This window comes from Bordetella bronchialis, assembly GCF_001676705.1.
Classification (GTDB): Bacteria; Pseudomonadota; Gammaproteobacteria; order Burkholderiales; family Burkholderiaceae_B; genus Bordetella_C; species Bordetella_C bronchialis.
The window spans coordinates 991408-1015684 of sequence record NZ_CP016170.1; the positions used below are offsets into that span (position 1 = coordinate 991408).

Annotated in this window: 23 protein-coding genes; 16 read left to right on the top strand and 7 right to left on the bottom strand. The window is 68.1% G+C overall.

Annotated features, from left to right (window positions below; genetic code table 11):
* Positions 1–51: 51 nt before the first annotated feature.
* The 6 genes from BAU06_RS04360 (at position 52) to BAU06_RS04385 (ending at position 8024) form a co-directional block, all read left to right on the top strand.
* On the top strand, positions 52–1026 hold the full coding sequence (locus BAU06_RS04360) for a Bug family tripartite tricarboxylate transporter substrate binding protein (RefSeq protein WP_066344781.1): 975 nt from the start codon (positions 52–54) through the stop codon (positions 1024–1026).
* Between the two features lie 60 nt (positions 1027–1086).
* Positions 1087–2463 carry an MmgE/PrpD family protein gene (locus BAU06_RS04365; protein ID WP_066344788.1) on the top strand — a complete coding sequence of 459 codons (1377 nt, stop codon included), beginning with the start codon at positions 1087–1089 and terminating at the stop codon, positions 2461–2463.
* Positions 2460–3515 carry a D-2-hydroxyacid dehydrogenase family protein gene (locus BAU06_RS04370; protein ID WP_082987972.1) on the top strand — a complete coding sequence of 352 codons (1056 nt, stop codon included), beginning with the start codon at positions 2460–2462 and terminating at the stop codon, positions 3513–3515. Before BAU06_RS04365 ends, BAU06_RS04370 begins: the two co-directional genes overlap by 4 nt.
* Positions 3516–5071: 1556 nt before the next feature.
* On the top strand, positions 5072–5989 hold the full coding sequence (locus BAU06_RS04375) for a LysR family transcriptional regulator (RefSeq protein ID WP_066344792.1): 918 nt from the start codon (positions 5072–5074) through the stop codon (positions 5987–5989).
* Between the two features lie 118 nt (positions 5990–6107).
* Entirely contained in the window at positions 6108–7124 is a 1017-nt protein-coding gene (locus tag BAU06_RS04380) for a Bug family tripartite tricarboxylate transporter substrate binding protein (RefSeq protein ID WP_082993522.1), read from the top strand.
* Positions 7125–7211: 87 nt separating this feature from the next.
* Positions 7212–8024 (top strand): amidohydrolase family protein, encoded by an 813-nt coding sequence (locus tag BAU06_RS04385; RefSeq protein WP_066344797.1) that lies wholly within the window; start codon positions 7212–7214, stop codon positions 8022–8024.
* A 79-nt stretch (positions 8025–8103) separates the two neighbouring features.
* On the opposite strand, the gene BAU06_RS04390 is transcribed toward BAU06_RS04385, so the two are convergent.
* A complete protein-coding gene (locus BAU06_RS04390; protein WP_066344802.1) occupies positions 8104–9612 on the bottom strand; it encodes an FAD-dependent monooxygenase in 1509 nt (502 codons plus the stop codon).
* A gap of 96 nt (positions 9613–9708) precedes the next feature.
* Positions 9709–10209 carry a cupin domain-containing protein gene (locus BAU06_RS04395; RefSeq protein ID WP_156770147.1) on the bottom strand — a complete coding sequence of 167 codons (501 nt, stop codon included), beginning with the start codon at positions 10207–10209 and terminating at the stop codon, positions 9709–9711.
* Between the two features lie 240 nt (positions 10210–10449).
* Here BAU06_RS04395 and BAU06_RS04400 point away from each other — a divergent pair, with 240 nt between their 5' ends.
* The 4 genes from BAU06_RS04400 to BAU06_RS04415 all read left to right on the top strand — a co-directional run bounded on the left by BAU06_RS04400 (position 10450) and on the right by BAU06_RS04415 (position 13788).
* Positions 10450–10962 (top strand): DUF1993 domain-containing protein, encoded by a 513-nt coding sequence (locus BAU06_RS04400; RefSeq protein WP_066344815.1) that lies wholly within the window; start codon positions 10450–10452, stop codon positions 10960–10962.
* 248 nt (positions 10963–11210) lie between these two features.
* Positions 11211–11864 carry an HAD family hydrolase gene (locus BAU06_RS04405; RefSeq protein WP_066344819.1) on the top strand — a complete coding sequence of 218 codons (654 nt, stop codon included), beginning with the start codon at positions 11211–11213 and terminating at the stop codon, positions 11862–11864.
* Positions 11865–11906: 42 nt separating this feature from the next.
* Positions 11907–12833 (top strand): 2-deoxy-5-keto-D-gluconate 6-phosphate aldolase domain-containing protein, encoded by a 927-nt coding sequence (locus tag BAU06_RS04410; protein ID WP_066344820.1) that lies wholly within the window; start codon positions 11907–11909, stop codon positions 12831–12833.
* 361 nt (positions 12834–13194) lie between these two features.
* On the top strand, positions 13195–13788 hold the full coding sequence (locus BAU06_RS04415; protein ID WP_066344824.1) for a YbhB/YbcL family Raf kinase inhibitor-like protein: 594 nt from the start codon (positions 13195–13197) through the stop codon (positions 13786–13788).
* Positions 13789–13923: 135 nt separating this feature from the next.
* Here BAU06_RS04415 and BAU06_RS04420 read toward each other — a convergent pair whose 3' ends face one another.
* Together BAU06_RS04420 and BAU06_RS04425 are read right to left on the bottom strand one after the other, a co-directional pair.
* Entirely contained in the window at positions 13924–14985 is a 1062-nt protein-coding gene (locus BAU06_RS04420) for an FUSC family protein (protein WP_156770148.1), read from the bottom strand.
* Positions 14986–15000: 15 nt separating this feature from the next.
* Positions 15001–15924: a LysR substrate-binding domain-containing protein gene (locus tag BAU06_RS04425; protein WP_066344826.1), complete on the bottom strand. Its 924-nt coding sequence runs from the start codon at positions 15922–15924 to the stop codon at positions 15001–15003.
* 150 nt (positions 15925–16074) lie between these two features.
* Between BAU06_RS04425 and BAU06_RS04430 the strand changes: the two genes are divergently transcribed.
* The 6 genes from BAU06_RS04430 (at position 16075) to BAU06_RS04455 (ending at position 21460) form a co-directional block, all read left to right on the top strand.
* Complete coding sequence (locus tag BAU06_RS04430; RefSeq protein WP_066344827.1) at positions 16075–17265, top strand: trans-sulfuration enzyme family protein; 1191 nt, start codon at positions 16075–16077, stop codon at positions 17263–17265.
* Between the two features lie 36 nt (positions 17266–17301).
* A complete protein-coding gene (gene ehuB, locus BAU06_RS04435; protein WP_066344829.1) occupies positions 17302–18189 on the top strand; it encodes an ectoine/hydroxyectoine ABC transporter substrate-binding protein EhuB in 888 nt (295 codons plus the stop codon).
* Positions 18190–18198: 9 nt separating this feature from the next.
* A complete protein-coding gene (locus BAU06_RS04440) occupies positions 18199–18858 on the top strand; it encodes an amino acid ABC transporter permease (protein ID WP_066344830.1) in 660 nt (219 codons plus the stop codon).
* On the top strand, positions 18848–19507 hold the full coding sequence (locus BAU06_RS04445) for an amino acid ABC transporter permease (protein WP_066344831.1): 660 nt from the start codon (positions 18848–18850) through the stop codon (positions 19505–19507). Before BAU06_RS04440 ends, BAU06_RS04445 begins: the two co-directional genes overlap by 11 nt.
* A gap of 122 nt (positions 19508–19629) precedes the next feature.
* On the top strand, positions 19630–20358 hold the full coding sequence (locus BAU06_RS04450) for an amino acid ABC transporter ATP-binding protein (protein ID WP_231934064.1): 729 nt from the start codon (positions 19630–19632) through the stop codon (positions 20356–20358).
* Positions 20359–20386: 28 nt separating this feature from the next.
* Positions 20387–21460 (top strand): succinylglutamate desuccinylase/aspartoacylase family protein, encoded by a 1074-nt coding sequence (locus BAU06_RS04455; protein ID WP_231933999.1) that lies wholly within the window; start codon positions 20387–20389, stop codon positions 21458–21460.
* A 20-nt stretch (positions 21461–21480) separates the two neighbouring features.
* On the opposite strand, the gene BAU06_RS04460 is transcribed toward BAU06_RS04455, so the two are convergent.
* From BAU06_RS04460 to BAU06_RS04470, 3 genes are all read right to left on the bottom strand, one after another.
* Positions 21481–22227 (bottom strand): glucose 1-dehydrogenase, encoded by a 747-nt coding sequence (locus BAU06_RS04460; RefSeq protein WP_066344846.1) that lies wholly within the window; start codon positions 22225–22227, stop codon positions 21481–21483.
* A 153-nt stretch (positions 22228–22380) separates the two neighbouring features.
* The gene (gene xth, locus BAU06_RS04465; protein WP_066344848.1) at positions 22381–23157 is read right to left on the bottom strand and encodes an exodeoxyribonuclease III; all 777 of its coding nucleotides are present in this window, start codon (positions 23155–23157) and stop codon (positions 22381–22383) included.
* Positions 23158–23308: 151 nt separating this feature from the next.
* On the bottom strand, positions 23309–24274 hold the full coding sequence (locus BAU06_RS04470) for an acyl-CoA thioesterase domain-containing protein (protein ID WP_066668317.1): 966 nt from the start codon (positions 24272–24274) through the stop codon (positions 23309–23311).
* Between the last annotated feature and the right edge of the window lie 3 nt (positions 24275–24277).

Below are 24277 nucleotides of genomic sequence, written 5' to 3' on the forward strand. Positions count from 1 at the left end.
CCGGGGCCCTGTCCCAACCGTAGAAGTCCATCCAGAAAAAGGAGACAAACCGTGAAACGTCGTTCATTCCTGCTTGGCGCCGGCGCCACCGCCCTCGGGCTGCCCCACCTGTCCTTCGCCGCGTCGAAGTATCCCGACCATCCCATTACCTACATCGTGCCGGTGGCGCCCGGCGGGGGCAGCGACTATGTCGGGCGCGCCACGACCAGCGCCTGGGGCAAGGAGCTGAACGCCACGTTCGTGGTAGAGAACCAGAGCGGTGGCGGCGGCGTGATCGCCTGCCAGAAGACCATGCGCTCCAAGCCCGACGGCTACACGCTGATGCAGGGCTATGTCGCCACGCTGGGTACCAGCCCGGCGACGCGCAAGGTGCCCTACGACCCCATCAAGGATTTCACGGCGGTCGGCATGATCGGCGGTACGCCCAATGTGCTGGTGGTCAACGCCAAGCTGCCGATCACCAACCTGAAGGAATTCGTCGCCTACGCCAAGGCCCACAACAACATGAACTACGGCTCGGCGGGCGCGGGTTCGCTGACCCATTTGCTGATGGAGCTGCTGCAGCAGCAGGCGGGCACGAAGATGGTGCACATCGCCTACAAGGGCATTGCGCCGGCCTTCACCGACCTGCTGGGCCAGCAGACGCAGGCGATGTTCCCCGGCCTGGCGGCGGCGGTCCCGCACCTGCGCTCCGGCGCCGTGCGCGCCATCGCGCTGACCGGCGACCAGCGCAACGCCGGCTTCCCGGATGTCCCGACCTTCAAGGAGCTGGGCCTGTCGGGCTTCGACGATGTGCTGCAGTGGTACGGCGTGTCCGGCCCCGCCGGCATGGATTCAGGTATCGTGCAGACCCTGAATACGGCGCTGAACAAGGTCCTGAAGGATCCCGCGCTGGCCAAGCAGCTGGACACCGAGGCCATCATCCCCATGCCGATGTCGCCGGCGCAGTTCGCCGCCTATGTCAGCAAGGATTTCGAGCGCTGGTCCAAACTGGCGAAGGCGCAGCACATCAGCCTGGACGCCTGAGCCCTTTGACGGCGGCGCCGCCGCCCACGAATTTCCAACACCTTCCAAGCAGAGATACGCATGGCCCTGAACACCAAGATCGACGCCGATCACAACGCCCCTCCGGTAACCCGCACGCTGGCCGAATATGTCGTCAACCATCCGTCCCGCGGCTGGAGCGACGAGGTCGACCACGAGGCCCATCGCACTTTCATGAACTGGCTGGGCTGCGCGGTGGGCGCCGCCCAGCACGAGGCCGCGCTGGCGGCGCTGCACGCGGTGCAGGTGCTGAAGCCTTCCGAGCAGGCCACCATCCTGGGCCGGCGCGAGCGCGTGGACATCGCCAGCGCGGCGTTGATCAACGGCATTACGTCGCACACCTTCGATTTCGACGATACGCACCTGAAGACCATCATCCATCCCGCGGGTCCCGTGTGCTCCGCGGTGCTGGCGCTGGCCGAACTGACGGGCGCCAGCGGCCGCCAGATCATCGATGCCATCGTGATCGGTATCGATGTGTCGTGCCGCATCGGCAATATGGTCTACCCGCAGCACTATGACCGCGGCTGGCACATTACGGGCACGACCGGCGGTTTCGGCGCGGCGGCCGCCTGCGCGCGCCTGCTGGGCCTGACCGTGGACCAGACGCAGATGGCGCTGGGCATCGCGGCATCCCAGCCCGTGGGCCTGCGCGAGCAATTCGGCACGATGACCAAGCCCTTCCACCCGGGCGGCGCGGCCAAGGCCGGACTGATGTCGGCCCTGCTGGCGCGCGAAGGTTTCACGTCGAGCAAGCGCGCGATCGAGGCGCCGCGCGGATTCGCGCAAGTGGCGTCCACCAAGTTCGACTGGAACGAGATCACGGACGAGCTGGGCAAGCGCTTCGAGATTTCCTTCAACACCTACAAGCCCTTCGCCTGCGGCATCGTGATCCACCCCAGCATCGATGCCTGCGTGCAACTGCGCGCCAAGGGCGTGACGCCGGAGAACCTGGAGCGCATCGACCTGCGCGTGCATTCGCTGGTGCTTGAACTGACCGGCAAGAAGGAGCCCGCCGACGGCCTGCAGGGCAAGTTCAGCGTGTACCACGGCTGCGCCGCCGGCCTGATCTTCGGCCGCGCGTCGGAAGACGAGTACGCCGACGAGATCGTGAACCGCCCCGACGTGGTGGACGTGCGCCGCAAGGTGGTGGCCACGGTGGACGACGCCATCGACGAGGCCAGCGTGGACGCCGTGGCGACGCTGAAGGACGGCAGCAAGGTACACATCTTCGTGGAGCACGCCATCGGTTCGCTGCAACGGCCCATGAGCGACGCGGACCTGGAAGCGAAGTTCAGCGGCATGTCCGATGCCATCCTGGGCGCCGAGCAGACCCGCGCGCTGATCGCCGCATGCTGGGACCTGGGCAAGGCGCCGGACGTGCGCAAGCTGGCCGAGCTGGCGCGGGCCAAGTCATGAGCGCTGCCGCCACCAGCGCCGGACAAAGCGCCGCCGTTTCGGGAGCGGCCCTGCCACAACGGGGCCGTCCCCCCGGCCGCCCGCGTATCGTGGTCCTGGACGACTGGGAGAACGCCCTGCGCGAGCGCGTCGACTGGAAATCCATCGGGGCGCACGCCGACGTGGCGCTGCACAACACGATGCTGCGCGGCGACGCCCTGCTGGACGCCCTGCAAGAGGCGCACTGCCTGGTGTTGATCCGCGACCGCACGCCCATGCCGGGCGAGCTGCTGCGGCGGCTGCCCGAGCTGCGGCACGTCGTGTTCACGGGCACCCGCAATACCAAGCTGGACCTGAAGACGGCATCGGAGCTGGGCATCCTGGTCAGCCACACCGAATGGGGTCCGTCCAAGGCCAGTACCTGCGAGATGACGTGGTCGCTGATCCTGGCCGCTGCCCGCGGTATCCCAGGCTTGGCGCTGACGCAGTCCGGATCCGCATGGCGCGACCCCTCGCAGGTGGCCTTCCTGCCGCCGGTGCTGCATGGCGAGCGGCTGGGGCTGGTAGGCCTGGGCCAGATCGGCCAACGCGTCGCCGCGGTGGGCCGGGCCCTGGGCATGGAGGTGGTCACGTGGAGCCCGCACATGACGCCGGAGCGCGCGGCGGAACACGGCGCGGTGTCGGTCACGCTGGAAGACCTGCTGTCCACATCCCGCGTCGTCAGCCTGCACCTGGTGCCGTCACCGCCAACGCGCCACCTGCTGAATCGCGAGCGCCTGGGCCTGATGCGGCCCGACAGCATCCTGGTCAATACGTCGCGGGCCGACCTGGTCGATACCGACGCCCTGGTGCAAGCCCTGCGCGCCCGCCGTCCGGGCTTCGGCGCATTCGACGTGTTCGATACCGAGCCGCTGCCCAAGGACCATCCGCTGCTGGCCCTGGACAACGTGCTGCTGACGCCGCACTACGGCTTCGTCGCCGAACCGGTATTCCAGGAATTCGCGCGCGGGGTACGGAGGAACCTGGATGCCTGGCTGGCAGGCGAAGCCGTGCCTAATTCCGTGGCGGCGTAATGGCGCGGCGGGATGCCCAGGGAAGGCATCCCGCGCTCATGCGGTCTAAGGTGGATCTGCGTCGGCGATTCGGCGGTGAGGATGCTGGCGGTGTCTGTCTTGCTATCGGCGTTTGTCGATGATGCTGTCGCTGATGGGCTTGCTATTGCCGTCCGTCGATGAGGCCATTGCGGGGCATCTTGCTTATGGCGTCCGTTGATACGCTGCTGTCAGTTCTTATCTTGCTTATGCCGTCCGTCGGGGGAGATGCCTGTCGTGTCCGGCCCGCTCGGGCGGTCCAGGGCCTTCGCCCTGGACTACCGCGTCGTCTTCCTCCTTCGGCGGCCGAAGTGGCGGTGTTTTTCTTGCGGGTTTTTTGCCCGGCCGTCCTCCGTACGGAAGCCCTCGCGCGCCCTCGGACGGGCCGGCCCCGCCAGGCATCTCCCCCGCCGGACTCACGATCTGCCTTAGAGCCGGTCGCTGGGGCGGTCTGCGTCCTTGGCCCTTCGTGGGTGGCGTTTTCGAGTTAAGAAGGATCTCCGGTTGCCCGTCGTTTTCGGGCCGCCCTGCGCGGCCCGAAAACGCCTACGCGGTCGGGGCATGCGGTGGTTGTTGGTAATGCGACGGTTGCTGGTAATGCCACAGGCGTTGGCAATGCCACGGTTGCTGGTAATGCGAAGGTCGGGGAATCGGCGTGGAATCTCGGCCCGCGCAGGGTGGGGGGAAACAAGGCGGTGTGGCGGGCCGCCCCCCGGCCCGCCACACCGTGGCACCGTGCCTTGCCACGGATGCTGGCGTAGGCTTCATCTGCCGCTACGCGATCACCAAGGTCGTGGGTGTTGTCGAAAATTGTCGGCAACCGGCGCATTACAGCAACCACCGCATGCGCCGACCGCGTAGGCGTTTTTGGGCCGCGCAGGGCGGCCCAAAAACGACGGGCAACGGAAGATCTTTCTTAACCCGAACACGCGACCCACGAAGGGCCAAGAACACCGACTGTCCCAGCGCCCGGCGCTAAGGCAACCCGTGAGTCCGGCGGGGGAGATGCCTGTCGGGGCCGGCCCGTCCGAGGGCGCGCGAGGGCTTCCGTACGCAGGACGGCCGGGCAAAAAAGCGGCAAGAAAAACACCGCCCGTTCGGCCGCCGAAGGAGGAAGACGAAGCGGAAGTCCAGGGCGAAGGCCCTGGACCGCCCGAGCGGGCCGGACACGACAGGCATCTCCCCCGACGGACGGCACGAGCAAGACGCCCCGCGACGGCCTCACCGACGGACGGCATAAGCAAGACGCCCCGCGACGGCCTCACCGACGGACGGCACGAGCAAGACGCCCCGCGACGGCCTCACCGACGGACGGCATAAGCAAGACGCCCCGCGACGGCCTCATCGACGGACGGCATAAGCAAGACGCCCCGCAACGGCCTCACCGACGGACGGCATAAGCAAGACGCCCCACAGCGGCCTCATCGACGAACGGCAATAGCAAGCCCATCACCGACTGCATCATCGACGATCAGCCCAAGCAAGATGGCGTGCAACGGCCACCCCGCTGGATGAGATTCCGCGCTCTAATACCCCGTATGCAGATCGACTTCCTTGGCATGCAGGCTTTTCTGGCGATCGTGGAGCAAGGCGGCTTCCAGCAGGCCGCCGCGCATCTGTGCCTGTCGCAGACCGCCGTCAGCCACCGTATCCGTAAGTTGGAGGCCAGTCTCGGCGTCACGCTGCTGGCCCGCACCACACGCGACGTTACGCTGACCGACGCGGGCCGGGCGCTACTGCCGCGCGTACGCAGCGCCATGCGGGAGTTCGAGCTTTCCTATGATGCGCTGCGCCAGCACAGCAAAACAGCGCCGCAATGGCTGGCCTTCGGCTGCCTTCCCACGCTGGCGGCCCACCGTATCGCGCCTGCGCTGGCGCGCTTCCGGGAGCTTCATCCCGCCATCGCCGTCCGCGTGTTCGATAACTCCATCCAGGAAATCGCCGAACTCACCCACGCCGAGACGACTCTCTTCGGCATCTCCGTCGCCACCGCCAATCCGTACAACCTGGCCGTCGATCCCTTCGCCGACGAACCCTTCGTGCTGGTTTGCCGGCCCGACCATCCCCTGGCCAAGCGGCGCGCCGTGCGTTGGGACCAGCTGAAAGGCGAAACCTTGATCCGCATCAGCCTGCCCGCCGGGAACAGCACCGCCATCGACGACGCCCTGGGCCAGCGGCGACTGCCGCTGCGCTGGGCCTATGAATCGCAGCATACGGCCGTCGCCCTGAGCTTCGTGCGGGAGGGACTGGGCCTGACCGTCGTCCCCGCCTTGTCGGTGGGCGCGGGCGATGGCCTGGTGGCGCGGCCCTTGCTGCAGCCCAGCATCGCGCGCCGCCTGGCCGTCCTGACCCGCAGGGGGGCCGTGCTCTCCGGCCCGGCGCAGGTCCTGCGCGATCTGCTCGTGGCCGCGCTGTGCGCCGGCCTCCCGCCACAGGACGATGAACCGGACGAATAAATCGTCCAAAACAATTCATTTGTGCGGCCCGGGCCGCCTGCCTAGACTCCCTGGTCAACAGAGTGCCGCCAACGGACGAGATGCCCGCGCGGCACATAACGATTCCAGGGAGACGCTCATGATCCGATCCATCGCGCAGGCCAGCGCGAGCGCCATCGCGCAGGGCATCGCAACCATCGTCCGGCGGGCGGCATATGGCGTCGCGGTGTCGGCGGGCTTGCTGGCCGTCGCCGCGCCCGTGGCGCACGCACGCTATCCCAGCCAGCCCATCCGCATCATCGTCCCCTTTGGCCCGGGCGGCCTGGCGGATATCTCCATGCGGCTTGTCGCGCAAAAAATGGGCGAGCGCTACGGCGAGAAGATGATTGTCGAAAACCGCCCCGGCGCCGGCGGCATCGTCGCGGGCAGCGCCACGCTGAATGCGGCCCGCGACGGCTACACCTTCATCGCGTTCTCCAACGGCACCGCCATCAGCAAATCGCTGTTCAAGCTGCCCTATGACCCCGTGACCGACTTTACGCCGGTATCGACGGTCGCGTACTTCGACCTGATCCTGGTGACCAAGGCCAACGGGTCCCTGCATTCCGTGGCCGACGTCCTTGCCGAGGCCAGGAAACGCCCCATCGTACTGGGCACCATCAACCCCGGCAGCACGCAGAATCTCTCGGCCGAGCTCTTCAAGTCCACCTCGGGCCTGAACGCCTCCATCATCCCCTTCAAGACCACGTCGGACGTCGTCGCCGCCTTGATCCGCGGCGATGTCGACGTCGCCTTCGAATCGTATGCCGCGGTCAAGGGCATCGTCGATGCGGGACAGATCGTCCCCATCGCCGCCACCGGCACCAAGCGGTCCGACTGGCTGCCCAAGGTGCCCACCGTGCGGGAAAGCGGCCTGGATTACGACGTGACGGGATGGAACGCGATTTTCGCGGCCAAGGGCGTGCCCGACGAGGCGGTACAGCTTATCAACAGCCAGCTGAACGAAGTCCTGCGCATGCCCGAGGTCAAGCAGCGCTTCCTGGACCTGGGCACCGAAGCCAAGGGCAGCACGCCCGCCGAGATCGGCGCCATCCTGCGTGGCGACGTCGACAAGTGGGGCAAGGTGATCCAGCAGGCCGGCATACAGCGCCAATAAAGTCCAAAGAAACGCGCGAGGGGTGCGGGGCAGCGCCGATAGCGCCTGCCCCCGCCGGCCGCCGCGCCGCTAACACGGAGTTTTCACATGAGCAGCATCGCGTACCCACAGGAAGGCCTTCTGGTCGACACCCACGTGCATGTCTTCAAACAGGACATGCCGCTGATCCCAAACCCGCGGCACAGCCCCAGCTACAGCTTTACCGTCGAACAGCTGACGGATGTGATGGACCGGCACGGCGTGCGGTACGCCGTCATCGCGGCGGCCAGCCCCTGGGGCGACTACAACGATTATGTGATCGACTCGGTGCGTGGCAACCCGCGGCTGCGCGGCACCATCATCGCCGAGCCCTCCATCGAGCGAGCGGTGCTGGACCAGATGGACCGCGACGGGATCGTGGGCGTGCGCCTTCCCTTCATCAGCATGCCGCAGTTGCCCGACCTGGATAGCTGGGACTATCGCAAGTTCCTGCGCCGCCTGGTGGACCTGGACTGGCATGTGCACGTGCACATCGACGGCCCGCGCCTGCCGCTGGTGCTGCCTTTCCTGCAACGGTCGGGCGTGAAGATCGTGATCGACCACATCGGCCGGCCCGATCCGGTCAAGGGGATAGAGAGCGAAGGCTTTCGCGCCATGGTGGAATCCGTGGAGCTGGGGCGCACCTGGGTCAAATTGTCCGGCGCCTATCGCCTGGGCGATTACGCATTGGGCTGCGCGCGGGAGCTTTGCCGCCGCGTCGGCTATGAAAAGATGTTGTGGGCCAGCGATTGTCCCTTCGTCGGCGGGGAGAAGGATACCGATTACCGCCGCGCCATCGACTGGCTCAAGCAGGCGATCCCGGACGACGATGCGCGGCGGCGCGTCTACGGGCCGAACGCGCTGGAGCTGTACTTCTCTTGAGCGCGGCGCCTGCGGCCGCGCGGTGCATCCGGGCGCTTCGCCGGGGATGCCGCGCCGCCCCGCGCCGCGAACCGATGGATCAACCGTCCGTTTCCAGCCGTTCCAGCGCGGCGATGATGGTTGCGTCGTCGCCCGCGCGCACGCTCAGCGCGACATAGGCGTCCGGACGCACCAGATAGACGTGGCCGGCCTGCCAGGCCGGGTCGGCGGCCGCGATGGCCGCGACGGCGATGGAGCGCGCGCCCTGGGGCAGGTCCACGGCCGGCGCGTCCACCGACAGCACGACGAAGCGGCCGGTGCCCAGCAGGTCGTACAGGCCTCGGGCGTCGGCATCGCCGGCGCGCAGCGCGATATCCGGCGCGCGGTCGCCGGGCGCCGGCCGTTCCGCCGCGCCGCGCGGGGACTGCGTCAGCGGGCTGCCTTCCCGGTAGTGCAGGTCGACCTCGGTCAGTTGATCCACCATGCGCTGGCGCAGGGCCGGGATGCGGGAGAGTGTTCCCGCCGCCAGGTTGCGCAATTCGCGCAGCACGGGATTGCGCAGCAGCGCGATCCGCGTCATGTTCCCGGCGTTGCGCAATACCTGGTCGCCCACGGCGCTGCGTTCCGGCGAATAGCTGTCCAGCAGCGACGGGGCGGCGTGGCCGTGCCAGACCATGGCCAGCTTCCATGCCAGGTTGAAGGCGTCCTGCATGCCGGTATTCATGCCCTGGCCACCGGCCGGGCTGTGCACGTGCGCGGCATCGCCCGACAGGAATACGCGGCCGTGCCGGTATTCCTTGACCTTGCGTTCGTTGATGCGAAAGCCGCTGAGCCAGTAGGGATCGTAGGCGCGCAAGCCCTTGGGGCCGCGCTGGTCCAGGACTTCCTGCATCCCGGCCAGCGTGGGGGCGGCCGGGGCCTGGGCCGACGACGTGCCGATATCCGCGATGACCCGGAAGCGCTTGCCGCCCATGGGAAACAGCACCAGCACGCCCTGCGGCACCCAGCAGATGGTCAGCTCGTCCTGCGCGACTTCGCCGTCGATGTAGGTGTCCGCCAGGATCCAGTCGGACGGCATGGTGTTGCCCTCGAAGGGCGCGTCCAGTGCGTGGCGGACGGTACTGTGCGCGCCGTCGCAACCGCAGAGATAGGCCGCTTCGACGGTTTCCTGGCGGCCGTCGGGATGGCGCAGCGTGGCGATGACCCCATCGGCTTGTTCCTGGAACGCCACCAGCTCCACCCGGCGTTCGACCTGAAGGCCCAGGCCGGCGAGCTGTTCTTCCAGCACGCGTTCGGTCTCGCTCTGCGGGATCATCAGCGCGTAGTCGTACGTGCTGCGCGCGATATCGAAGCGGACGTGGGCCAGCATATCCCCGTCGGCGAAGATGCGCGCGCCGCGGCAGCGCATGCCCGCGCCGATAAAGGCGGCCGTGCAGCCCTGGATGGCCATCAGCTCCAGCGTGCGCGGCCACATCACCAGGGCCTTGGACTTGTCGCTGCGGGCACTGGATTTGTCGACGATGCGAACGTCCACGCCGCGGCGCTTCAGCGACATCGCAAGCGTCAATCCGACCGGACCCGCGCCGGCGATCAAGATGGGGTGGTTCATGTGGGGATATCCTCCGCGGTATTGGGAGCGGCCGGCAGGCCGGATTATTCGGCGCAGCCAGCAGGCCGCATTATTCGGGACGGCGCGCGGGCCGCATTATTCGCCTTCCCAGTAGTCCAGGCTGTCGGATGCCTTGCCCATGAAGGCGAAGCCGTCGGCCATGTCCAGCACGCCGAATTTGCCGGTGTCGGGATAGTGGCAAAGCTCGGGCGCCACGGCGGTGCTGACCGCCAATATGCGCAAGGGCAGGTCACCCGTGTTCAGGATCTGATGCGCGCCCTCCGGCCCGCTCGCCGGACAGGCGATGACGTCGCCGGCACGCAGCGGCTGCCGCGATGCGCCGTAGCGCAATTCGCCGCTGCCTTCGATCACGAAGAACATTTCCTCGTTCGCGCGGTGGCAATGAAACGGAAAGGCGCGCTTGCCCGGCGCGATCTCGGTGACGTTGTAGCCCAGCTTGCTCGCACCCAGCGCCCGGCCGATCGGCGCCATCCGGCCGCCGTAGCGGTCCGCGGGGATCTCCGAACCGTATTGGCGGGACAGGTCGGCGAGATCGATGTATTGCGCATCGGCGATATTGAGCACAGGATGGGTCACGGCGGATCTCCGCGGAATGGTGAGCCGTAACTTTACGCAGGGCATTGCGACGCCGCAATGGCAGCCGGCCGGCCCGTGCCGGACATGGCGGGCGCCAAGCGCCGGCAGGCTCCGCTTTGCCCGGGCCGGCAACAGGGTTGTGCGGCCTCGCCCGCGTCCCGCCGCGCTACTATCCGCCGGGTCTACGCGCAGGCCGGCATGCGGCCGGCCTGTGTTTTCCCAAAAAATGGAGCGAACCAAATGCCCTTGTCGATGTACCAGGCTTCCATCCCCGTTTTCGTCCGCGCGCTCAACGTGCTGAATGGCCTGCTGGACAAGGCCGAGGCGCATGCCAGCCAGAACGGGCTGGCGCTGTCCACGCTGGTAGAGGCGCGCCTGGCGCCCGATATGTATCCGCTGTCCGGCCAGATCCAGCGCGCCAGCGATGCGTCGAAATTCGCGGTCAAGCGCCTGAGCGGCCTGGACGCGCCCAGCTTCGAGGACGTGGAGACCACCTTTCCCGAACTGCGCAAGCGCATCGCCGACACGATCGCCTGGCTCGAAAGCGTACCCGCGTCCGCGCTGGAAGGCAGCGAGAACAGGACGGTGCAGCTCAGCTTCGGCGATTTCAAGCCGTCCTTCCAGGGCGATGCCTACCTGCTGTCCTTCGCGCTGCCGAACTTCTATTTCCATATCACCACGGCCTACGACATCCTGCGCCATTGCGGCGTGCCGATCGGCAAGCTGGACTTCCTGGGGCCGTACTCCGCCTGACCTGCCGCGCCGCCGGCGGCCGCCCGCGGCCACGGCCAGGCTTCAGCCAAGGTCCACCGGCGGCCGCAGGCCCGGCGATGTGCTACAGCGGCGTTACGGTCCCGCGATTGCCCCGTCCCGCCGGCGGGCTTACCATCGGTACTACCATGGCGTCGCCCGGCCCGTAGCCGGCCTGGCGATGCACCCCCGAAGCGCGGCATGGGGCGCGGCGCCGCCCGCCCCGGATACTTCGACGGAGGCCAGACCGCATGCGCGACGCACCGCTATTCCTGTTCGACGTCGATAACACCCTGTTCGATAACGACCGCATGAATCGCGACCTGGACGAGCGGCTGCGCGACGTCCTGGGCCAGCATGCGGTGCAGCAATACCGCCAGGTCTACGAGCGCCGCCGCGACGAAGCCGGCTATGCCGACTACCTGGGCAGCCTGCAGGCCTTGCGCATACCTGGCGTCAACGACGCCCAGCTGGTCCAGGTGTCCACCTTCCTGATGGAGTATCCCTTCCCGCGCGGCGTCTTTCCCGGCGCCCTGGATGTCCTGGCCCGCGCCCGCAATGCCGTGATCTTTTCCGACGGCGACGTGGTGTTCCAGCCGCACAAGATCCGCGCCGCCGGCTTGTGGGATGCGGTGGACGGCCGCGTCATGATCCACGTGCACAAGGAAAAGATGCTGGAACAGGTGGCCAGCGCGCATCCGGCGTCCCGCTACGTGATGGTGGACGACAAGCTGCGCCTGCTGGCGGCCATCAAGCAGGCCTGGGGCGACAAGGTCACCACCGTCTTCGTGCGCCAGGGGCACTACGCCGCCGACGCCCAGGCCAATGCCGGCTATCCACCCGCCGACATGACGCTGGACCACATCGGCCAGCTGGCCGACGCCGATATCCCCGGACGGGCATGATGCCGCGTGCCCGCGTCGATCGTCCTTGCCCAGGAGGCTGCCATGCAACCCGGTTATGACCAAGCCTTGTACCTGCTGCCCTTCGATCACCGCAACTCGTACGTCAAAAGCATGTTCAACCTGAAGCCGCCCTTGACCGCGGCGCAGCAGGCGCAGGTCGAGGACAGCAAAAAACTGATCTACGAAGGTTTCCTGCAGGCGGCGGGCGGCGGCCTGGCCAAGGAAAAGGCCGGCGTACTGGTCGACGAGGAATTCGGCGCGGCCATCCTGCGCGATGCCCGGCAGCGCGGCTACGTGACCGCGATGTCCGTGGAGCGCAGCGGATCCGACGAGTTCCACTTCGAGTACGGGGACGATTATGCGGACCATATCGAGGAATTCGATCCCGCCTTCGCCAAGGTGCTGGTTCGCTATAACCCGCAGGACGACGACGCCATGAACCAGCGCCAGGCGGGCCGCCTGCGCGCCTTGTCGGAATACTGCCGCGGCGCCGGCCGGCGGCTGATGTTCGAACTGCTGGTGCCGGCCACCGAAGCGCAGATGGCCAGCGTCAACGGCGACAAGGAAGCCTACGACCTGCGCCTGCGGCCCACCCTGATGATAGAGGCCATGCGCGCGCTGCAAGAGGCCGGCGTGGAGCCCGACGTCTGGAAGATCGAAGGGCTGGATCGCCGCGAGGACTGCGAACGTGTGGTGAGGCAGGCCCGCCGCGGGGGGCGCGACCGCGTCAGCTGCATCGTGCTGGGCCGCGGCGCGGACGACGACAAGGTACGCGCCTGGCTGGAGACGGCCGCGCCGGTTCCGGGTTTTATCGGCTTTGCCGTGGGCCGCACCAGCTTCTTCAGCGCGGTGGCCGATTACGTGTCCGGCAAGAGCAGCCGGGAGGACGCCGCCCGCCGCATCGCGACGCAATACGCCGCCTGGGTGGATATCTTCGAACGCGCGCGCGACGCGCGGCCGGCCGCGTGAATCGGCGACAGCTGTCCGTCAGGAACAGCGCCGCGGCAATCTGCCGCTAGCGCAACTTGCCGCGGCGCGCCCGCTTGTCCTGGTACATGGCGCGATCCGCACCCCGCGACGGGGATTCCTGCCGGTGGACCCCGCCAGACGGTGGCGTCACGCCGCTGTAGGCCTCAGGTTTAGATCGAAGGGCGTAGGCGCGGAGGCTTGCGGAAGCGGCCACGCCCCTGTCCAATTCGCGGCAGCGGCCATGACGCGTGCGCGCCGCGCGGAACCTTTGCGCGCGGCGGCGGTCCGTCACCCGTCCCGGATCCGGGGTCCAGTCCATGTCCACAAGGAGCTGTCTATGAACCGATCCACGCGTTTACGTATGGCTGGAGCCGCCGCCGGCGCCCTATGCCTGTCCTGGGCCCTGTCCGCCGCCGCGGCGCCGCCTGGGGCCGCTCGTCCTTTCGAGCTGGTGGCCAAGGGCTTGCACGACAACGCCTCGCTCAGCCGCGCCAACGCCGCCAGTGCCAAGGACGCCACCGGTGCGATGTGCGGTGGCGAGAATATTTCGCCCGAACTGTCCTTCAACAACCCGCCCGCCGGCACCAAGAGCTACGCGGTCACCATCTACGATCCGGATGGCGCGATGGGCCTGGGCATCGTGCACTGGGTGGTATACGGCATCCCCGCATCGACCAAGGTCCTGCCGCGCGGGGTAGGGGCCAAGGGGCCGGAAGGCTCGACGCCGGGAACCAACCGCACCGATGGCCCGGGCTACTACGGACCTTGCCCGCCCATGGGCGACAAGCCGCACCACTACATCTTCCAGGCCTATGCGCTGGATCTGGAGCCGGGGGCGCTGAAGGCCGGCTTGAAGCGCGACCAGCTGATCGAGGAAATGCGCGGGCATGTGCTGGCGAGCGCCAGCGTCATGCTGCGCTATGCGCGTCCGGCCAAGCCCGTCGGAAACAAATAAGGCGGGCTCGATAAGACGGGCTCAATAAGACGGGCTCAATAAGGCGGGCTCGATAAGGCGGGCTCGCGGCGCCAAGCACGGAATCGGGCGCGGCCGCGGCGCCGGTGCGCTGTCCCGCGGATACGGCACGGCAAATCAGGACGCCACGCGCCGGCGCTCGCGCAAGGGCAGTATCCATAGCGCGGCGGCCAGCCCCAGGCCGCCGCCCAGCAGCGTCTGCCACGTGCGCGCGGCGAGCAGTTCGATGGAGTGCTGTCCGCTGGCGGCCAGCGTCACCACCAGCGTGAAGGCAAAGGCGCCGCAGGCGACGTCGTAGCGCGTGGGCAGCGCCATGCCATACAGCACCATCGCCAGCGCGCCCGCGGCCCACAGCAGCACGGGTGCGTGGATCGCCAGCGGCAGGCACAGCAGGCCCAGCGGTACGCCGATCATCGTGCCGACGATGCGGCGGCGCACGCGATCCGCCGTTCCCGAGGCGGTGCTGGCCACCACGTAGGTGGCCGCGGTGACGGCCCACACCGACTCGGCCAGGCCGAAGACCAGGTTGATGGCGATGGCGACGATAGCGGCGATGGCGGCCTGTATGCCCATGATGGCCTCGGGTGGCAAGGGCCAGCGTTCCGGAATGTCGGTGGGCGACAGCGCGCCCACGGTCCCCGTGTATTCCAGCTTGCCGGCCAGCAGGCGGGGGATGATGGCCGAGGGAATCGCGATCAGCACGGCTACCGCCACCGACGCGATGTCGGCGGCGACCAGGTTGAAGTTGTACGCCAGGATCTCGCCGATGTAGAGCTGCGAGCCCATGCCCGAGCCCAGAACCCCATAACGCTTCAGGAAGCCCACGAAAAAGGCGCCCACCACCAGCGCGAACTCCGCGCCCGCCGGCATGGCAAGGCGGAACAGCGGCGCAAGGCCGATATACAGCAGCGCGCCCAGGCCTGCCGTGGCGCATAGCACCACCAGGTCGCGGCACGAGGCGGCCGGCGCGGTGCGGGCTTCGGACACGCTGGCCCACAAGGCGTAGGCGCCGGCCATGATGGCCAGTACCGCCGGCGGCAGCTGCAAGGTGGTCAAGGCATGCAGGCCGCCCAGGATGGCGGCGATGCCATAGGCGGCGACCAGCCTCAGGCCCTTGATGCGGCCGTGCCCGTCGGGGTCCAGGTCGCGCAGGCGTCCGAGCATGGAGGCAATCGTCATGGGCAACCCCTGTGGTCAATCGCCGCGGACGGCTGTGCCGCCGCGGTAGCCCAGCGCTTTGCCATTGGCGACGGCATCCAGCGCGGCGATGCAGTCGCGGACGATGCGCGAGGGGCGGCGGTCGGTGGGATACAGCAGCAGGCTACGAAAATACACCGTGGGCGTGAAGGGCTTCAAGACCAGCCCGAGGTTGACGTAGGGATGCGCCGTCAGCGGATTCACCAGGCCGCAGCCCAGCCCCGCCAGGACCATGGCGCACACCGTGGCGGAGAACGGCGTTTCCAGGATCACCTGGGGCTCGGACTCGTGTTCGCGCAGGATCTGGTCCGCCATGCGGCGCGTGGTGTCCTGCGGCGCCAGCGCCACGAAGGGCAGGCCGTGCAAATCCCTGGGCGCGATCCGGTCGCGCTTTTCCAGGGGATGTCCCGGATAAAGGGCGATGTGCGCGCGGTACTTGGCGTATTCGCGGTAATCCACGCCGGTCAGGTCGATTTCGTCGGCGGCCAGGCCCAGGTCGAACTGACCGCTGGCCACCAGGTCGCGGACCTCGGAGGACATGCGCGACTGGAAAGTGATGGCGACACCGGGATGCCGGTTGTGGAAATCGCGCAAAGCCAGGGGCACGAGCGTGTTGGCCAGCGAGGCGAGCGAGGCCAGTTTCAGTTCGCCCGCCCCGAAATCGCGGATGCGGGCCGCGGCATGGCGCAACTGGTCCATGCCGGTGAAGCAGCGTTCCACCTCGCGGTGCAACAGGTGCGCTTCCGCCGTGGGCACCAGCCGGCTCTTGACGCGCTCGAAGAGCGCGAAGCCCACCTTGCGTTCCAGTTCCTGGATTGCCTTGCTGACGGCCGGTTGCGAGATCCGCAGGACCTCCGCGGCGCGCGACGCGGTCTGGTTGGTCATCAAGGCGTGGAAAGCCTCGATCTGGCGCAGGTTCATGGGCGCGATTCCGTGTGCGTGAAGGCGGTCCATGCCCGGGAGGTATAACCTGGGAGAATAGACTTGCCGTTTTTCAATATTAGACCGGATAGGGTCTGCATGCTGTAATTTTCGCCATCCCAAGAACACGAAGCACAGGCAGGCAGCGAAATGAGCAGCGATTGGACGCAATGCGCCATAACCCCGGCGGTGAACCACGAAGGGTTCGCCAGCCTGGGCGTGGCGGTGTACCGCGCATCCACCATTCCATTCGAGAACGCGCAGGCCTATGCCACCCGCCGCGAACGCGGCAGCGAAGGCTATTCCTACGGCTTGTACGGCACCCCGACCACCCGCACGCTGGAACGCAAGATCACCGCGCTGGAGCAGGGCCGCCGCACGCTGCTGGCGCCGTCCGGACAGGGCGCCATCACGGCCGTCATGCTGGCCACCCTGCATGCCGGCGACCAGGTGCTGCTGCCGGACACGGTGTATCCGCCCGTGCGCGACTTCGCCGACCGCGACCTGGTCCGCCTGGGGGTGCAAGTCGACTATTACGACCCCTTGGATCCGGCCGACCTGGTCCGTCGGATGGGCGCGCGTCCGCGCCTGGTGTGGGTGGAGTCGCCCGGGTCCACCACCATGGAGGTACAGGACCTGCCGCGCATCGCCGCCCTGGCGCATGAGCGCGGCGCCGTGGTGGGTTGCGACAACACCTGGGCGACGCCGCTGAACTTCAAGCCGCTGGCGCATGGCGCCGACATCGTGGTGGAAGGCCTGACCAAGTATTTCTGCGGCCATTCGGACGTGATGATGGGCTCCATCACCGTGGCCGACAACGCGCTGGGCGACGCCCTGCGCGCCTTCCTGGGCCGCCTGGGCGTGGGCGTTTCGGCGGACGACGCCGCGCTGGTGCTGCGCGGCCTGGAGACCATGGCGCTGCGCCTGGCCTACAACGCCCGGGTGGCCGCATCCCTGATCGACGCCGTGCGCGCGCAGCCCGAAGTGGCGCGCGTGCTTTATCCGACGCTGGCCGATTCGCCGGGCCACGCGGTGTTCCGCCGCGATTTCCAGGGCGCCAGCGGCGTGTTCAGCGTGGTATTCACGCCCCAGGCCGCGCCCCACGTGGCGGCGGCCCTGGACGCGCTGCGCATCTTCGTGATCGGCGCTTCCTGGGGCGGCACGCGCAGCCTGGTGGCGCCCATGCCGGTGCGCGCGCATCGCACCGTGCGCGCCTGGGAAGGCGACGACATGGTCCTGCGCATCAGTGTCGGCATCGAGGACGAGGCCGACCTGGCGAAAGACCTGCAGGGATTCTTCCAGGCGCTGCGGGACCGGATGGCCCGGCATGCGGGCGCCTGAGCTGTTCCACTCGCAACGACACATGAAGGGGAAAACATGAAGCAGCACACCGCAAGGGCCTGGCTGGGCCGACTGTTGTCCGGGACCGCGCTGGCCTGCGCCCTGGCCGTGGCGCCCGCCGCGGGCGCGGCGTCCACCAAGGACACCATCCTGCAATCCGGGACCGTGACGATAGGCATACACAATCGTGCGCCCTGGGGTTTCCGCGACGCGGACGGCAACGCCACCGGCTTTCATGCGGACCTGGTGCGCGCGGCGTTCGCGCCGCTGGGCGTGAAGAACGTCAATTTCGTCATCACCGAGTTCGGTGCCCTGATCCCGGGCCTGACGGCGCGCCGCTTCGACATGGTGGCCTCGGGGCTGGCGATCACGCCGCCGCGTTGCAAGGTGGTGCTGTTCAGCGAGCCGGACCTGGCGGTGGGCGATGGCCTGATCGTGCCCAAGGGCAATCCGCTGAAGCTGCACAGCTATGCCGACATCGCCGCCAATCCCAAGGTGCGCCTGGCCGGCGGCCGCGGCACGCTCAATTCCAAGAACGCGCAGGACGCCGGCGTGCCGGCCAGCCAGATGGTGTTCCTGGACAGCCCGCAATCGCAGCTCTCTGCCCTGATCGCCGGCCGCGCCGATGCGGTCACGCTCTCGGCGCCCAGCGTGGTGTCGCTGCTGCAGGACCCCAACGTGCAGGGCGTGGAGCGGGCGCGACCCTTCCAGGGCCTGGTGCGCAACGGCGTGCCGGCGGCCATGTACACCGCCATCGGCTTCCGCCAGGAAGACGCCGACCTGCGCGACCTGTACAACGCCCAGCTCGCCAAGCTGAAAGCCGACGGCACGGTCGAGAAGCTGATGGCCAAGTACGGCTTCATGCCCGACGACGCCCCGCCTTCCGCGGTGACCGCCGCGCGCGTCTGCGCCGGCGAGTACTAAGCACCGGCCATGGACTTCCCCGGTATTCTGGCCGGCATTCTGCAGGGGTTCCGCGTGACCGCGCTGGTCACGCTCTACGGAATGCTGTGGGCGGTTCCCTTCGCGCTGTGCTTCGGCGTGCTGCAATACCTGACGCGCGGCGCGACCCGTGCGGCCGTGACGGCGGTGATCGAGTTCTGGCGCAGCTCGCCCGTGCTGATCCTGTTGTTCATGCTGTATTACACGCTGCCCAGCTTCGGCATTTCGCTGTCGGGCATGACGGTCGGGGCCATGGCCCTGGGCCTGAACATCGGCGGCTACGGCAGCCAGGCGGTGCGCGCCGCGCTGCAGGCGCTGGACCGCGGCCAGGTGGAAGCCGGGCTGGCGCTGGGCCTGCGCCGCTTCGACATACTGGTTTCCATCGAGCTGCCGCAGGCGCTGGTGGCCATGCTGCCGACCTTCGTCAACCAGTTCATCCAGTTGGTGAAGGGCACGGCGGTGGTCTCGCTGATCACGCTGACCGACATGACCTTCCGTGCCAAGGAAATCGCCGAGCTGACCTACAACCCGGTGGGCATCTATACGGCCTTGCTGGTGGCCTACCTGATGGTGTGCTATCCGGCGACCTTGCTGGGCCGCTGGCTGGAACATCGCGTGGGCATCGCAAGCAGGGGGAATCGTGAAATTTGATCCGGAGTTCGCGCTGTCGGTGGCCCCCGTCATCCTGTCCGGCCTGGGCGCCACGCTATGGGCGGCCGTCATCGCCAGCGTGGGCGCCACGGTGCTGGGCTTCGTCCTGGAGATGCTGCGGCGGTCCAACCGCGTGCTGGGCTACGTGCTGCGCTTCTTGATCGACGTCATACGTTCGACGCCGGTGCTGGTGCAGCTGTACTTCATTTATTTCGTGCTGCCGGTGACGGGGCTGACGCTGCCGGCCATGACCTCCGGCATCATCGGCCTGTCCATCTATTACAGCGGCTACCTGGCGGAAGTGTTCAAGGGCGGTATCGAAAGCATCGATACCGGCCAGTTCGAGGCCGGCAAGGCACTGGGGCTGAGCCGCTTCGATGTGATGTGGTTCGTGATTGCGCCGCAAATGCTGCGCAATGTCGCGGCGCCCATGGGCAATTACTTTATCTCCGCGCTCAAGGCCACGCCCTACCTGGCGGTGATCTCCGTGCCGGAGATGCTGGGCCTGGCGCTGGAGGTCGGCTCGAATTCCTTCCGCTACGCCGAACCGGTCGTGGTGGTGGGCGTGATTTTCCTGGCGCTGGCCGTGGCCATCGGGCAACTGGTGCGCCTGCTCGAAGCCAGGCTGCTGGCGTCCGATAAACGATAGTCCGCGGCCGTTATGCCGGATCGGGACATGAAGCAGGGGAAGGGAAGATGATGCAGGACATCGGCGGGGACGCCGGCGCGGCGGCCGCCGCGCTGCCGGCCGGGCGCGCGGACGGCGACGCCATGCTCGCCGTCGACATCGACGGCCTGAACAAGTGGTACGGGAATTTCCAGGTGCTGCACGACATCCACCTGGCGGTGCGGCCGGGCGAGAATATCGTGATCTGCGGGCCATCGGGGTCGGGCAAGTCCACACTGATACGCTGCATCAACCAGCTGGAGACGCACCAGTCCGGCCGCATCGTCGTCAACGGACAGGAACTGGGACCCGGCTCGGTGAAGCTGCATGCCCTGCGCCGCGACATCGGCATGGTGTTCCAGCACTTCAACCTGTTCCCGCACATGACGGTGCTGCGCAATTGCACCCTGGCCCTGACCCGGGCGCGCGGCATCGCGCGGCGCGAGGCCGAGGACATCGCGCGGCATTATCTGGCGCGCGTACGCATCCCGGAACAGCAGGACAAGTACCCCGGCCAGCTGTCCGGCGGCCAGCAGCAGCGCGTCGCCATCGCCCGCGCGCTGTGCATGAGCCCCAAGGTCATGCTGTTCGACGAGCCGACCTCCGCCCTGGATCCCGAGATGATCAAGGAGGTCCTGGACGTGATGGCGGATCTGGCAAGCGATGGCATGACCATGCTGTGCGTGACCCACGAGATGGGCTTCGCGCGCAGCGCGGCCGACCGCATTGTCTTCATGGACCAGGGGCGCATCGTCGAGGAATCGACGCCCGATGTCTTTTTCACGCAGCCGCGGCACGAACGCTCGCGGCAGTTCCTGGGCCAGCTGCTTTGATGGCGCCCGGCACCCTATGGACCCCCGCATGACCGATACCGTGCAGCCCACGAATATGTCCACCCCCGCCGCGGCCGCGCCCGCATCGGCGCCGGCATCCGCCGCGAACATGCCCAGCCGCGTCTGGACCGGGCTGGACTTCCAGCGCGACGGCAAGCAGGCCGATTCCCTGTACGTGCCGCATTCCACGGATTTCTCCGCGTATGGCACGGTGGCCATTCCCATCGTCTGCATCCGCAACGGCGAGGGACCCACGGCCCTGCTGACGGCCGGCAACCATGGCGACGAGTACGAAGGTCAGATCGCCCTGTTGCGGCTGGCGCGCGCGCTGCGGCCCGAAGACCTGCGCGGCCGCGTCATCCTGATCCCCGCATTGAATTTCCCGGCGGTGCGCGCGGGCCGCCGCGCCTCGCCGCTGGACGAGGGCAACCTGAACCGCCTGTTTCCGGGAGATCCCAATGGCGGCCCGACCGCGATGCTCGCGCATTACCTCTGCACGGTGCTGTTCGGCCTGGCCGATGTCGTGATCGACCTGCATTCCGGCGGGCGTTCGCTCGATTACGCGCATTGCGCCCTGGCGCAGTACGGACGCGACGATGCGCAGCGCGCGGCCATGGACACGCTGCTGCGGGTCTTCGGCGCGCCGCACAGCATTCTGACGTCGGGGCAGGGCGGCGGGGGCGCGACGACCCTGTACGCCGCCGCGGCCCAGCGCGGCCTGCCTGCCCTGACCACGGAACTGGGCAAGGGCGCGACGCTGGATCCGGCCGGGCTGCATATCGCCGAACAAGGCGTGCGGCGCGTGCTGCGGCATTACGGCATCGCGCCGGGACTGGACGCCGAACCGGCGCCCGCGACCCGCCTGCTGCGTTCGCTGGGACCGCGCGCCGGCATCTATGCGCCTTGCGACGGCCTGTTCGAGCCGCATGCGCAGGCCGGCCAGGAAGTACGCGCGGGGCAACTGGCCGGATACCTGCACAGCTATGAGGACCCGTTGCGCGACCCGCTGCCGTTGATCTTCAGCGCGGACGGTATCGTGTCATGCAGGCGCTTTCCGACGCTGACGCGGCGCGGGGATTGCCTGTACCACCTGGCGGCGTAGGCGGCGCCGCGACGATGCGGTCAGCGCATGCCGCCGCCGGCGAAGATGGTCTCGCCGGTAAGCCAGCCCGCGTCGTCGGAGGCCAGGAACGTGGCCACGGTGGCGATGTCGCGGGGCTGCCCCACGCGGCCCAGGGGCGTCTGGGCGATCATCGCGGTTTCCATTTCAGAGCCGACGATCCCCACGCTTTCCACGCCTTCGGTGTGCACCATGCCGGGATTGATGGCGTTGACGCGGATCTTGCGCGGGCCGAGTTCGCGGGCCAGCACGCCGGTGATGGCGTCCACCGCGCCCTTGGTGGCGCTATATACGGCGGTGGCGGGGGGCGTGATGCGCGAGGCCAGCGAGCTGATGTTGATGATGCTGGCGCCTTCGCCCATGTGCTTGACCGCCGCCTGCGTGACCAGCAATACGCCTAGCACATTGATGTCGAATTGCCGGCGGTAGTGGGCTTCCGTGATTTCCTCGATGGCCGCGAACTCGTACACGCCGGAGTTGTTGACCAGGATATCCAGGCGGCCGAAATTGGACAGCGCGGCGTCGATGATGCCCTGCGCGTCGGCGGCCTTGGAGACGTCGCCGCCCACGGCCACCGCCTTGCCCTTGGCTGCCGCGATCTGCTGCACGACGGCGTCCGCGCCGGCCTTGCTGGACGCGTAGTTCACGACGACGGAGGCGCCTTCGGCGGCCAGCGCTTTCGCGATGGCCGCGCCGATGCCCTTGGATGCGCCGGTGACGACGGCGACTTTGCCTGCTAGCTTGCTCATGATCGGTTTCCTGTCTAAGGATGTACGGGTGGGACGCGTGGCGGGCCAGGCCCTGGCCTTGCGTACCGTCGAGGCGATCACGATAAGCGGGCGGCGCGGCGGGATAAACCACGCCCGGCGGAATTGACAGGGCGAAATTCCGGAACAGTCGACTCAGGCGGCTTTCAGGGTGATCCACGTCGGCGCGTGGTCGCTGGCCTTCTCCCAGCCGCGCACGTCGCGGTCCACGCCGGCATCCAGCAGGCGGGGCGCCAGCGCGCGGTTCAGCAGCAGATGGTCGATGCGGATGCCGGCATCGCGCGCGTAGGCGTTGCGGAAGTAATCCCAGTAGGTGTAGATGCGTGCGTCGGGATGGCGGGTCCGCAGCGAATCGGTCCAGCCCTGTTCGATCATCTTATGGAAGGCCGCGCGCGATTCCGGGCGGAACAGCGCGTCGTCCACCCAGCGCTCCGGCTTGTAGACGTCGGCATCGGTCGGGATGACGTTGTAGTCGCCCGCCAGCACCGTGGGCTGGCCGCTGTCCACCAGGCCGGCGGCATGGGCCATCAGGCGCTCCATCCATTTCAGCTTGTAGTCGAACTTGGGCCCCGGCGCCGGGTTGCCGTTGGGCAGGTACAGGCAGCCCACGACGATGCCTTGCACGGTGGCTTCGATATAGCGGCTTTGCAGGTCTTCGTCGTCGCCGGGCAGCACGCGGCGCGATTCCTCGGGCTCGCAGCCGCGGGTCAGGATGGCGACGCCATTCCAGCTTTTCTGGCCGTGCCAGATGACGCCATAGCCGGCATCGCGGATCGGCCCTTCGGGAAATTTTTCCTGCGGCGCCTTCAGCTCCTGCAGGCATGCCACGTCCGGCTGCGATTGTTCGAGCCAGCGCAGCAGGTTGGGCAGGCGGCTGTTGATTCCGTTGACGTTGAAGGTGGCGATTTTCATAGGGGTATCCAGGCCGGTTCTTGGGGCAGGGTCAATGATAGCGGCCCCGCGGTGCGCGGCCGGCCGCCTGCCGGGCCGGCGGCGGGGCCCAGGCGATGGCGGCGGACTGCGACGCCCGGGCGGCGCGGGGTGTACGCCTGAGGATGCGGGACTATGCCGCGGCGGCCCGCAGGGAATGCGTGGCCAGGACCTCCAGCACGCGGCGTCCCTCGTCGGTGGCGATGGCGACGCGGGTCACCGCCGTGGTGCGGCCCTGGTGCACGATTTCCGCCTGGGCCTTGAGTTCGCGGCCCTCTCCGGGGCTGACGTAGCAGGCGGTGACGCTGCTCAGCCCCCAGCCGGCCGGCAGCGCGGCCTGCGACGTGGCTTGCGCGAAGCCCAGCAGGACGCCGCCCTGCACGTGGCCCACCCGGTTGCCGATATGGGGACCGTTGGCCAGCGTGCCGGAGGCGCCGCCCTTGTGCGGCCGCGTGCGATATCCCCACAGCCGGTCCAGGAAGTCGTCGTCCGCCTTGCTGTCGCCCAGCGCCATCCTGGCGTGCTCGAACAGGGCCCGCTCGCCCGGATCCAGGTCGCGTTCCGGATCGAGCAGGGGCGCTTCGTCCAGGGCGGGGTCCACGGGCGTCAGGAAGGGAATAGGCGTGCCGGGCGGCAGATCCAGCACCATGAAGGTGGCCGTGCCCAGGCCGATCTCCTGGCCCGCGCCGTGCAAGGTGACGCGGCTGACGGCCTGGCGGCCGGCGGCCCCATGGATGAAGCCGTGGAAGCTGCTGCGCGCCGTCACGGGGGCATGGCAGGGCGCGCCCGTCAATTGCAGCTGCATGTTGACCGTGGCCAGCCGCGTGTCGGCGGGCAGCGCCGCGCGCACCGGCGCCGCCAGCGCCAGGTCGGCCAGCACGCCCAGGGCGGTGCCGTCGATGGTGCCGTCCCGCGCATGGCATTCCGCTTTCATGCTGACCAGGCTTTCTTCCGTGGTGACGCGGTCGAAGGACACCGCCAGGAAATTGCCCGCGAAATGGAAGCCGTGTTCCCGGCGGCGGCGGATGGCGCGCAGCACGCGTTGCAGGGTAGGGGCGAGCGCCGAGGGGGCGGCGCCCCGGGGGGGCGATTGGGTCATGGG